General features: G+C 59.3%; 6 protein-coding genes. 3 read left to right on the forward strand and 3 right to left on the reverse strand.

Annotated features, from left to right (window positions below; genetic code table 11):
• The first annotated feature begins 145 nt into the window (after positions 1-145).
• The 3 genes from nagZ to KW848_RS15525 are packed head-to-tail and all read left to right on the forward strand — an operon-like array spanning position 146 to position 5,246.
• Positions 146-1,144, forward strand: a complete 999-nt coding sequence (gene nagZ / locus KW848_RS15515; protein WP_218537466.1) for a beta-N-acetylhexosaminidase — start codon at positions 146-148, stop codon at positions 1,142-1,144.
• A 12-nt stretch (positions 1,145-1,156) separates the two neighbouring features.
• Positions 1,157-1,894, forward strand: coding sequence for an S-methyl-5'-thioinosine phosphorylase (locus tag KW848_RS15520; RefSeq protein WP_218537367.1), 738 nt, complete (start codon positions 1,157-1,159; stop codon positions 1,892-1,894).
• 46 nt (positions 1,895-1,940) lie between these two features.
• On the forward strand, positions 1,941-5,246 hold the full coding sequence (locus tag KW848_RS15525) for a DEAD/DEAH box helicase (protein WP_218537467.1): 3,306 nt from the start codon (positions 1,941-1,943) through the stop codon (positions 5,244-5,246).
• A 140-nt stretch (positions 5,247-5,386) separates the two neighbouring features.
• Here KW848_RS15525 and KW848_RS15530 read toward each other — a convergent pair whose 3' ends face one another.
• From KW848_RS15530 to mfd, 3 genes are read right to left on the reverse strand one after another with little or no spacing between them, the layout of a single operon-like run.
• Positions 5,387-8,077, reverse strand: coding sequence for a DEAD/DEAH box helicase (locus KW848_RS15530; RefSeq protein WP_218537368.1), 2,691 nt, complete (start codon positions 8,075-8,077; stop codon positions 5,387-5,389).
• A 10-nt stretch (positions 8,078-8,087) separates the two neighbouring features.
• Positions 8,088-8,654: a CsiV family protein gene (locus tag KW848_RS15535; RefSeq protein ID WP_218537369.1), complete on the reverse strand. Its 567-nt coding sequence runs from the start codon at positions 8,652-8,654 to the stop codon at positions 8,088-8,090.
• A gap of 10 nt (positions 8,655-8,664) precedes the next feature.
• Positions 8,665-12,114 carry a transcription-repair coupling factor gene (gene mfd, locus KW848_RS15540; RefSeq protein ID WP_218537370.1) on the reverse strand — a complete coding sequence of 1,150 codons (3,450 nt, stop codon included), beginning with the start codon at positions 12,112-12,114 and terminating at the stop codon, positions 8,665-8,667.
• Positions 12,115-12,123: the final 9 nt, after the last annotated feature.

Here is a 12,123-nt window from a genome sequence, read left to right on the forward strand (position 1 = left end):
GACATCCGCTAAGCTAGCCGCCCATGCCGACTCTCGTTCTGAACCCGCTCCCTATTTATATCGCCGACCTGCCGGGCATAGCCCATGGCGGCGATTGCGTGCGAGCCGGGTTTATCGTTATCAAGGAATCTCTATGACTGCTGGCCTGCAAGGCTCGTTGATGGTGGACGTCGCCGGTACCTGGCTGACGGCTGAAGATCGCCAATTGTTGCGCCAGCCCGAAGTGGGCGGCCTGATCATTTTCGCCCGCAACATCGAACACCCGCGTCAGGTGCGCGAGTTGAGCGCCTCAATCCGCGCCATTCGCCCCGATCTGCTGTTGGCCGTCGACCAGGAGGGCGGCCGGGTTCAGCGTTTGCGCCAGGGCTTTGTACGACTGCCAGCCATGCGCGCCATTGCTGACAATCCGAATGCCGAGTACCTCGCCGAGCAGTGCGGCTGGATCATGGCGACTGAAGTGCTGGCCGTCGGCCTCGATCTGAGCTTCGCTCCGGTGCTGGACCTCGACTTCCAGCGCAGCGCCGTAGTTGGCACCCGTTCATTTGAAGGTGATCCCGAGCGTGCAGCATTGCTGGCGGGAGCCTTCATTCGCGGCATGAACAGCGCCGGCATGGCCGCCACCGGCAAACACTTTCCCGGTCACGGCTGGGCCGAGGCCGATTCCCATGTTGCGATCCCTGTTGATGAGCGCAGCCTCGACGAAATTCGCGCCAATGACCTGGTGCCGTTCACCCGACTGAGCAAGCAACTGGCTGCGGTCATGCCGGCCCACGTGATCTATCCACAAGTCGATTCCCAGCCTGCCGGCTTCTCCCGCCGCTGGTTGCAGGACATCCTGCGTGGCGAGCTGCAATTCGATGGCGTGATCTTCAGCGATGACCTGTCCATGGCCGGTGCCCACGTGGTCGGCGATGCTGCCAGCCGTATCGAAGCGGCGCTGACGGCCGGTTGCGACATGGGCCTGGTGTGCAACGATCGTGCGGCCGCTGAACTGGCCCTGAGTGCCGCCCAGCGCCTGAAGGTCAAACCGTCCGAGCGCATCGCGCGGATGCGCGGCCAGTCGTACGCCAGCACTGAATACCGTCAAGACCCGCGCTGGCTGACAGCCGTGGGCGCGCTCAAAGATGCTCAACTGATAGATTGAGGACTTTTCGTGATGACGGTTTACGCGATTATCGGCGGCACCGGCCTGACTCAGCTCGAAGGCCTGAGCATTCGTCAGTCACTGGTGGTGGACACCCCTTACGGCGCGCCTTCGGCTGAAGTGCAGATCGGCGAGTACGCCGGCAAGGAAGTGCTGTTCCTCGCGCGTCACGGTCATCCTCACCGCTTCCCGCCGCATCAGGTGAACTACCGCGCCAACCTCTGGGCGCTGAAGCAGGCTGGCGCCGAAGCGATTCTCGCGGTCAACGCCGTGGGTGGGATTCATTGCGCGATGGGTACCGGACATTTCTGCGTGCCGCATCAGCTGATCGACTACACCAGCGGTCGCGAACACACCTATTTCGCCGATGATCTCGAACAGGTCACACACATCGACTTCAGCTATCCCTACAGCGAGCCACTGCGTCAGCAGTTGATCGCGGCGCTGGCGGCCGAAGGTGTCGGCTACAGCAGTCATGGCGTGTACGCCTGCACTCAAGGGCCGCGGCTGGAAACTGTCGCTGAAATCGCCAGACTGGAACGCGACGGATGCGACATCGTCGGCATGACCGGGATGCCGGAAGCGGCCTTGGCTCGTGAGCTGGAATTGGATTACGCCTGTCTGGCGCTGGTCGTAAACCCGGCGGCGGGCAAGTCGACGGCAGTGATTACCATGGTCGAGATCGAGCAAGCGTTGCGTGACGGGATGGGGAAGGTGAAGTCGACGTTGGCCCGGGTGCTTAAAGGCTGAGTCTTGATACCTGCGAACTACAGTCACTTTCAGAAGTGTAAATATGATGCTGGCAATTATTGAGCGACTTCATGAGCTGCCGTGGGCGCAGATGTTCAGTCATCGTGCTCTGGATAAGGCTCGCAGATACGCTGTAGAAAGCCGGGTACAAATCCGCGAAATCGAGGACGCTCTCGTTCTCGCCATCTGCAAAGGTTCTCAAGGGAATATCTACGAACAAGCCATTGAGCTCATTGAAGCCCCCAATGGTGATTTTGAGCTGGTTTGCTCTTGTTCGTGTCCAGTGGTGATCAATTGCAAGCACTGCGCAACCGTGCTTTACAACCTGCAAGAACTTCCGGTGGACTCGTTCAAAAGCAATGCCTCGGTTCACCTGAATCGTGAGTTGGAACGTTGGCTCAATGATATTCCCCGCGACGTTCCAGATCGCGATGGGGCTGCGCAGAGCGCTGGCACTTGCTGGGTTTACAAACTCAAAGCAACGTCCACCACAGGCAAGTGGTTGCTGGAAATCTACAAGGCTCGTCAGCTCAAGGATGGCCGCTTGCAGGACATCAAATCGGTGTACTCGCCGTCAGACGCACTGATGCGAGAGCCCGGCTATCTGTCGGAACTTGATCTGCGAATCGCAAGATTGCTGGTCGCCGTCCACTCCCAACATTCGTTTTACAGCGGCTATCCCCTGCAAGGCAGCAGTGGTGCCGAAGTTCTTCAATTGGCATTGAAAACCTCACGCCTGTATCTCGACTTCGAACAATTGCAGCCGCTGGTGCCTGGAAAGAGCAGGTCTGCGCAGTTTGTCTGGATCGAGCAAGCCAGCGGCAGCTTCCGTCCTCGGTGGTGTAGTGACGATGCTCCTGAAGAAACGATTCTGGCGCTGGTACCTCTGTACTACCTGGATCGCGAACGGATGGAAGTTGGGCCGCTGCTTAGCGAGCTAGACGAAAAGCTAGCCTGCCATCTGTCATTGGTCCCTGACATTCCCGCACGTCAGGCCATGCAATTCAGCCATCGGATGAGTGCAGTGACTCGAGTCGTGCCTCCACCGCATGCATTGATCGAGCGGATCGTCGATGACGTCGAACCCAAAGCCTTCCTGACGCTTGCAAGCACCAACCGTTACAGGAGCTGGAAGCACGAAGTTGAACATCGCGCGGCATTGGCGTTTACCTACAACGGGCACATGGCGGCGGATAAAAAATCCTCAGAAGTACTGATACTGTCCGGCACCGAAACCCTGCGCATTCAACGCAAACCCGCGGCTGAAAAAGCCTTGCGCCAAGCCTTGCAAAAACAGGGCTTCAAAAAGGCCACCCGTAAAAGTGATGCGCTACCCGACAGTGCGGGCGAAATGTTCGATTTGCCGGACGACTCGGCCTGGCTGGCTTTTGTGCAGTCCGTAGTCCCGGCGCTCAGAGAGGCAAATTGGCAGATCCGTATCGATGAGGGCTTTCATTTCAATGTGCAGCCCGTAGATGAATGGTATGCCGATGTCGAGGAGTCTCCGGGGCGCGAGTGGTTCGATCTGCAGTTGGGTGTCGTCGTCAATGGCGAGCGCCACAGTTTGCTGCCCATCCTGCTGCAACTGTTGCGCAGACAACCGCAGCTGCTGAACCCGACTGAGTTGGCCATGCGTGACGATGACGATCAAGTGCTGATCGATCTCAACAGTGGGCAGTTGGGTGCCAAGCCAGGTATGAAAATTGCGCTGTCCCTGGGGCGAATCAAGCCATTGATGGCAACGCTCGGCGAGTTGTATTTGGGGGTGAGCAGCAGTGCCTCGTTACGCTTGAGTGCCCCTGATGCGGCGCGATTGAGTGAGTTGGAGGGGTTACCTCTGGTCTGGCAGGGCGGTGAGCGCTTGCGCAGTTTCGCCAAACGCTTGCGTGAATCGACTCAGGCGAACGTTGCTGTGCCAGAAGGCCTCAACGCCACATTGCGGCCTTATCAGCATGAAGGTCTGAACTGGATGCAGACCCTTCGTGAGCTTGAGGTCGGCGGTATTCTTGGCGACGACATGGGCCTGGGCAAGACCCTGCAAACACTGGCTCATTTACTCGTGGAGAAACAGGCAGGACGACTCGATGTTCCGGCACTTGCGGTGATGCCGACCAGCCTCATCCCCAACTGGCTCGACGAAGCGGCACGCTTCACCCCGCAGCTGAAAGTCTTGGCGCTGCATGGCGCCACTCGCCAAAAGGACTTCATCAACCTTGCCGAATACGATCTGGTGCTGACCACGTATGCGTTATTGCCGCGAGATCTTGAGGTTTTGCAGCCACAGGTCTGGAGCGTGCTGATTCTCGATGAAGCGCAGAACATCAAAAATCCGCTCAGCAAAGCCGCTCAGGCTGCCCGTGATCTGGAGGCCCGGCAGCGATTGTGCCTGTCCGGCACGCCGTTGGAAAATCACCTCGGCGAGCTTTGGTCACTGTTCCACTTCCTGCTGCCCGGCTGGCTAGGCGACAGTAAAACCTTCAATCGTGACTACCGCACCCCGATCGAGAAGCACGGCAATAGCGAACGGATGCAGCACCTGACAGCCCGCATAAAGCCTTTTCTGCTACGCCGCAAGAAAGAACAGGTCGCCACCGAGTTGCCGCCAAAAACCGAGATCGTGCATTGGATCGAACTCAGCGATGGGCAGCGGGATGTTTATGAAACCGTGCGCGTGGCGATGGACAAGAAGGTGCGTGACGAAATTGCCCGCAGCGGTGTTGCGCGTAGCCAGATCATCATCCTCGACGCTTTGCTGAAGTTGCGTCAGGTTTGCTGCGATCTGCGGCTGGTCAAAATGTCCCTGACGGCGAAAGCGCTTCGTGCGGGCAGCGGCAAGTTGATCGGTTTGATGGAGATGCTCGAGGAGTTACTCAGTGAAGGACGCAAGATTTTATTGTTTTCGCAGTTCACTTCGATGCTTGCATTGATTGAGGAAGAATTGCTGCATCGTGGTGTTGGCTATGCGTTATTGACTGGCGAAACGACTGATCGGCGCACGCCGGTCAAAGACTTCCAGAGCGGCAAGGTGCCGTTGTTCCTGATCAGCCTGAAGGCGGGTGGGACGGGGCTTAATCTGACAGCGGCCGACACGGTGATTCACTTTGATCCATGGTGGAACCCTGCTGTTGAAAATCAGGCCACCGATCGTGCTTACAGGATCGGTCAGGACAAGCCGGTGTTCGTCTACAAGATGATTGCCAAGGGCACGGTGGAAGAGAAAATACAGGCACTGCAACAGGAGAAGGCGGCGCTGGCCGGGGCCGTACTTGAAGGTGGGACGACCGGAGGTTGGAAGCTTGAGCAGAGTGACATTGAAGCGCTGTTTGCGCCGTTGCCTGAACCCAGGTCCTGATAGCTGATTTCTTCAGTCAAATACGATGTGACCCCATCGCGGGCAAGCCACGCTCCCACAGGATTGATGTTAACCCTGTGGGAGCGGCGGTGCGGCGATCCGACTTGCTCGCGAAAGCGATCTACCTGGCGCCGTGGTTCTCAGCGCTTTTCCAGCTTGTCCGGCAATGGCGCAAACAACGCTTCAATATCATCACTCTGCAACTTCCAGTCCCCGGTCTTGCGTCCATCCAGCACGCCAGCCGCCAAGTCGGATTTTTCCTTCTGCAGATGCTGAATCTTCTCTTCCACCGTGCCCCTGGCAATCATCTTGTAGACGAACACCGGTTTCTCCTGACCAATGCGGTACGCCCGGTCAGTGGCCTGATTTTCTGTCGCCGGGTTCCACCACGGATCGTAGTGAATCACCGTGTCGGCTTCGGTCAGGTTCAGGCCGACGCCACCGGCCTTCAAGCTGATCAGAAAGATCTGACGCTTGCCGCTCTGGAAGTCTTTGACCGGTGCGCGCCGGTCGCGGGTCTGTCCGGTCAACAGCGCATAATCGACTCCGCGTTTTTTCAGCTCATCTTCAATCAACGACAGCATTGAAGTGAACTGCGAGAACAGCAGAATCCGCCGACCTTCATCGAACAATTCCTCAAGCATTTCCATCAGGCTGTCGAGCTTGCCCGACGTGCTGCCGCGAGTGGGCAGGGTGGCATCGTTGACCAGACGCAAATCGCAGCAAACCTGACGCAGCTTCAGCAGCGCCTCAAGAATGATGATCTGGCTGCGCGCCACACCCTTGCGGGTGATCTCGTCGCGGACTTTCTTGTCCATCGCCAGGCGCATGGTTTCGTACACGTCGCGCTGGGCTTCGTTGAGCTCGACCCAATGGATGATTTCAGTTTTCGGCGGCAGCTCAGTGGCCACTTGTTCCTTGGTTCGACGCAGCAGGAACGGTTTTATCCGACCGTTGAGGTGCTGAAGTCGCACTTCACTGGCGCGCTTTTCGATCGGCACGCGGTAATCGCGGTTGAAGCTTTTTACGTCACCCAGCCAGCCGGGCAGCAGGAAGTGAAACAGCGACCACAGCTCACCCAGGTGGTTTTCCAGCGGCGTGCCGCTCAGGCACAGACGCTGACGGGCATTCAATTCGCGGGCAGCGTGGGCGGCCTTGCTGTTGGGGTTCTTGATGTATTGCGCCTCGTCCAGAACCAACACGTGCAAAGGCTGCGCGGCGAGACGTTCGACGTCTTTGGGCAGCAGTGCATAGGTAGTCAGGATCAGGTCGTAATCGGCCAGCGTGTCGAAATGCTTTTTGCGACTGGCGCCGTACAGCGCCAGCACTTTGAGTTGCGGTGTGAAGTGCGCCGCTTCATCCAGCCAGTTGGGGATCAGGCTGGTGGGCATCACCACCATGCACGGCCGATCGAGGCGTCCGGCGTTCTTCTCGCTGAGAATGTGCGCCAGGGTCTGTAGGGTTTTGCCCAGACCCATGTCGTCCGCGAGAATCCCGCCGACTTCCAGTTGTCGCAACGACTGCATCCAGCTCAAGCCTTCCAGCTGATAGGGGCGCAAAGTCGCGTTCAAGCCTTCCGGTGCGGTCGCGGTGAAGTCCTTGATGTCCCGCAGCCGCTGGGCAAAGGTGCGAATTTGCTCGCCGCCCTCCCAAAGCAGCGGCAGGTCTTCCAGCGGATTTAGTCGCGTGGCATCGGCCTTGCTCAGGCGCAGCGTCGTTTCGCCGGGCCCTTGCAGGTAGAACTCGCCGAGGGTCGCCAGTACCGGTTTCAATCGGCCAAAGGGCAGGGCGACTTGCAACGGCCCGTGCTCGGAGTTCGGTCGATTGGGAATATTCACCAGGATCAACTCGTCGTCGCGACGTCGTGCAAGGCGTTCCGGATTGAGGATCTCGGTGTGAGAGCGCATCAGGTTCAGCAGGATCGGCAGCAGGCTCAGCCGCTCGCCGTTGACGATGATTCCCAGCTCCAGATCGAACCAGTCGCGCTCCGGCGCTTGTTCGACGGTGGCGTACCAATCGTCCACGGCAGTCAGGTCGAAACCGAAGTCTTCGTCGATCTGCAACTCCCAGCCCTGGGTACGCAGCTTCGGCAGTTCATTGAGGGTGAAGGTCAGCCAGGCGCTGTCGTTGACCATTTCGAAAAGTTCGCCGGCGCTTTCCGGCAAGGCCTTGCTTTGCCGGGTGGCAACCTTGAAACCGAGGATTCGCAGCTGTTCCCTGTAGGTCTGTTCGACTTCCGGGTGGCGTTTTATCCGTAACGTTTGCGTCTCCTGACGAATCAGAATGTCGACGTTCTTCTGCCCGGAAACGTATTCATCCAGATAGCTGAATGACAACGCCGCGCGATGCTGAATGTAACGCTGCATCTTGCCATTGCGTGGTTCGAAGGCGCTGAACTCGATGCTCGCCAGCCACAAGCGCGGCACCGGTTGCACGTTATCCACCAGCACTTGCGGGGCCTTCGGGCTACGGTTTTCCAGTACGGCTTGAAGTTTCTCGAGTAGCTCGGCGTCTTGCGCGGCGGCGGGGTAAGCCAGGGTTTCCTGCACTTTCAGGAGCACCGCTGCGCAATGTTTGCAGTTGCTGTGGACCGGACAGGTGCACGAGGCATCGATCATCAGCAAAGTGGCTTTGGCCGACTCGCGCAGGCGAATGGTCTGACGGTAAACGTTACCGCCAGAGCCCTCGCAGGCGGCAATGATCGTGGCGTCGCCGGCCTCGACGATCCTGACGCGGTTCTCCAAAGCGTAGCGACGGCCACGCTCCAGGCTCTGTTCCTTGAATCGGCTGACCCAGGAAGGTGCCAGGGGTTTGCTCAGGGTCGCTGACATAAGGACTCAATCAGTCCGGAATTTCATCGGGGACTGGCCGAGGCGCAGGGGTGGTGAGCGAGGTGATCTTGATCAACATGCCCAAGTGGCCGTTGTCGAGGAAGTTCAGCTGACCGTTCTTGGTGTGGCTTTCCTGGTTCATGCGTTCGCTGGCGGTGACCATGCCGTTGGCGTCGATCTGGTTAACCCAGAAATCCGCGTCTACATCAGTGAAACGTCCCAGTTTCAGGCTCAGGGTGCCCTCGATCGGGAACTGGCCGAACTGTTCCGCGCCGTCGCTGATCGCGATTTTGCTGGTTGTTTCACCGAGCATCTGTTGCCATGCCTTGTGCAGCAGCACGGTGTAGTCGCTGCTGGCGGTGAGTTTTTTCACTTCGTCATTAAGGCTTGGCGTGCGCAGGCTGTCAGGGCTGATGTGTTGGGCGCCGGCCGCCCAGTCTTCCGGTGCGGCGCGGCTGATGATAGCGGGCACGGCGTTTTGGCGGACCAGAATCATTTCTATCTGATAGAGGTCATCGGCAAACGTCGTCGGCGCAACCAGGGTCATCAACAGGATCAGTGAGCGAAACAGGCGCATGCGGCGTCCTTCAAGCAGTTTTCGGAATGAGGTGCTCAAACAGCGCCTCTACAGTATTAAAGCGCTCTTCCGGGCGCTCCATCGGCACCTGGAATTTAAACATCGTGGCGCCTTCGAATTTGTAGCGTTTGGGCTGGCTCTGGATCAGTTTGATCAGCGTCAGCGGGTCGACCGGGGTTTGCGTCGCGAACTCGATTCGGCCACCTTGCGGGCCGCCGTCGACTTTCTTGATGCCCAGTAGCTCGGCCTGCAATTTCAGTGCGGTAATGCGCATCAGGTTCTTGGTCGGTTCCGGCAACAGACCGAAACGATCGATCATCTCCACCTGCAAATCCTTGAGGCCTTCCTCGTCGGAGGCCGAGGCGATGCGTTTGTAGAGAATCAGTCGGGCGTGTACGTCCGGCAGATAGTCCTCGGGAATCAACGCCGGTACCCTCAGATTGACTTCCGGACCACCGCCGAGCGGCTGATCGAGGTTCGGTTGTTCGCCCTTGCGGATCGACTTCACCGCGCGCTCGAGCATTTCCATGTACAGGGTGAAACCGACAGCCTGGATCTGTCCGCTCTGCCCGTCGCCGAGCAATTCACCGGCGCCACGGATTTCCAGGTCGTTGGTGGCGAGCACGAAGCCCGCGCCGAGGTCCTGGGTATTGGCGATCGCTTCCAGACGTTTTTCGGCGTCAGGCGTGATTTGCTGGCGCGGCGGCGTCAGCAAATAAGCGTAAGCCTGGTGGTGGCTGCGACCGACCCGGCCGCGCAACTGGTGCAACTGCGCCAGGCCGAACTTGTCGGCACGCTCGATGATGATGGTGTTGGCGCTCGGCACGTCAATGCCGGTCTCGATGATGGTCGAGGCGATCAGCACGTTGAAGCGCTTGTGGTAGAAGTCGCTCATCACTTGTTCGAGATCACGTTCGCGCATCTGCCCGTGGCCGATGCCGATTCGTGCTTCCGGCACCAGTTCAGCGAGGTCGGCGGCGCATTTCTCGATGGTCTTCACATCGTTGTGCAGGTAGTAGACCTGACCGCCACGCAGCAGCTCACGGAGCAAGGCTTCTTTGACCGTGCTCTTGTTCTGCTCCATGACGAACGTCCGTACCGACAGGCGACGGGCCGGCGGCGTGGCGATGATCGACAGATCGCGCATGCCCGACACGGCCATGTTCAGCGTGCGCGGAATCGGCGTGGCGGTCAGGGTGAGAATGTCGACTTCACTGCGCAGGGCCTTGAGCTGTTCCTTCTGACGGACACCGAAACGGTGCTCTTCGTCGATGATCACCAGCCCCAGGTTTTTGATTTTTACATCGTCCTGCAGCAGCTTGTGCGTGCCGATGACGATGTCGATCTTGCCTTCGGCCAGGTCCGCAACCGCAGCGTTGACTTCCTTGGTCGACTTGAAGCGGCTCATCACTTCCACGCTCACCGGCCAGTCGGCGAAGCGGTCGCGGAAGCTGTTGTAATGCTGTTGGGCGAGCAGGGTGGTCGGCACCAGAATGGCTACCTGGCGACCGCCGTGTACCGCGATGAACGCGGCGCGCATCGCCACTTCGGTCTTGCCGAAACCGACGTCGCCGCAGACCAGCCGGTCCATCGGTTTCGGTGCGAGCATGTCGGTGCGCACGGCTTCGATGGTGGTTTGCTGGTCCGGTGTTTCTTCGAACGGGAAGCCGGCGCTGAAGGTCGCGTAGTCGGCTTTCGGGTCGGCGAACGCATAACCTTCGCGAGCGGCGCGGCGGGCATAGATGTCGAGTAATTCAGCCGCCACATCGCGCACCTGTTCGGCAGCTTTGCGTTTGGCTTTCTGCCAGGTCTCGGAGCCGAGGCGGTGCAGCGGGGCCAGGGCATCATCGCTGCCGGTGTAGCGGGCGATCAGATGCAGGTTGGCCACCGGCACGTAAAGCTTGGCGTTTTCGGCGTATTCGAGGGTCAGGAATTCAGCGGCCTGACTATCGATTTCCAGGATCGTCAGCCCGAGATAGCGACCGACGCCGTGATCGATATGCACCACCGGTGCGCCTTCGCGCAGCTCGGTAAGGTTTTTGATCACGGCATCGTTGTTGGCGTCGGCGCGTTTCTCGCGGCGACGGCGTTGCATCACGCGCTGACCGAACAACGGGCTTTCGGCGACCAGGGCCAGCGCCGGGTCGTCGAGCACCAGACCTTCGTCAAGCGGCGCGATGGTGATCGCCAGCCGCTCTTTGCTTGCGACGAAGTCCGGCCAGCTGTCGACGGTTTTCGGTCGCAGCTTCAGGCGTTCCAGCAACTCCAGCAGTACTTCACGACGGCCCGCGGATTCGGCGGTAAACAGCACGCGACCGGGGAACTCGTCGAGGAAACCCGCCAGTGCCGCCAACGGTTGGGTGGCCTTGGCTTCGATGGCCAGGTTCGGCAGCTCCCGAGCGGGGAAGCGCTCGCGGCCGACGCCGGCTTCCACGTCCTGTTGACTGGTGACCACGCGCGGCCAGTTTTTCAGGCGCGCAAAGCAATCTTCCACCGGCAGGAACAACTCGGCCGGCGGCAATAAAGGACGGGCCGGATCGACGCGACGCTCTTCATAGCGATTGCGCACGTCGTTCCAGAAGTTTTCCGCCGCTTGCTCGATGCCCGGCAAGGAAAACACTTGCGTTTCCTGCGGCAGGTAATCGAACAGCGTGGAAGTCTCATCGAAAAACAGCGGCAGGTAGTACTCGATACCGGCCGGTGTAATCCCGCTGCTCAAATCCTGAAAGATTGGGCAGCGACGGAAGTCGACATCGAAACGTTCACGGAAGCGCGCCTTGAAGCGGGTGACCGCATCCTTTTGCAGCGGGAACTCTCTCGCTGGCAGGAGGCGAACCGTTTCAACCTTGTCGATGGAACGCTGGTTTTCCGGATCGAAGGTACGAAGGGTCTCGATTTCGTCGTCGAACAGGTCGATGCGGAAAGGCAGTTTGCTGCCCATCGGGAACAGATCGATCAACGAACCGCGCACGGTGAATTCGCCATGCTCGTAGACGGTATCGACGTAGCGATAGCCGCTGGCCTCGAGCCGGGTGCGCATTTGCTCGACATCGAGCTTCTGGCCGATGTCCAGCACCAGGCTGCTGCCGAGCAGGAATTTGGTCGGCGCCAGACGATGCAGGGCCGTGGTGATCGGCACGACCAGAACGCCATGACTCAGCTCCGGCAACCGATAGAGGGCGGAGATTCGCTGGGAAATAATGTCCTGGTGCGGTGAAAACAGATCGTAGGGCAGGGTTTCCCAGTCCGGGAAATGCAGCACCGGCAAATCCGGGGCGAAGAAACTCAGCTCCTGTTCCAGCCGTTCGGCACTTTGGCTGTCGGCGGTCAGCAGCAGGGTGAAGCGCTTGGCAGCGCTGGCGGCCTCGGCAATAGCCAGGCTCAGGGCGGCACCGGGCAGGTTGCCCCAGTGCTGTTTACCTGCCGCGGCAGGGAGAAGCGGTAGACGCAGAACGGGCACGGAAGGTTG

Source organism: Pseudomonas sp. PDM25 (assembly GCF_019219045.1).
Lineage (GTDB): Bacteria > Pseudomonadota > Gammaproteobacteria > Pseudomonadales > Pseudomonadaceae > Aquipseudomonas.

What these genes read in the sequence shown, in the direction of transcription:
- KW848_RS15520 (WP_218537367.1), top strand. Translation starts at nt 1,157, where the DNA reads ATGACGGTTTACGCGATTATCGGCGGCACCGGCCTGACTCAGCTCGAA.
- KW848_RS15525 (WP_218537467.1), top strand. Translation starts at nt 1,941, where the DNA reads ATGCTGGCAATTATTGAGCGACTTCATGAGCTGCCGTGGGCGCAGATG.
- KW848_RS15530 (WP_218537368.1), bottom strand. Translation starts at nt 8,077, where the DNA reads ATGTCAGCGACCCTGAGCAAACCCCTGGCACCTTCCTGGGTCAGCCGA.
- KW848_RS15535 (WP_218537369.1), bottom strand. Translation starts at nt 8,654, where the DNA reads ATGCGCCTGTTTCGCTCACTGATCCTGTTGATGACCCTGGTTGCGCCG.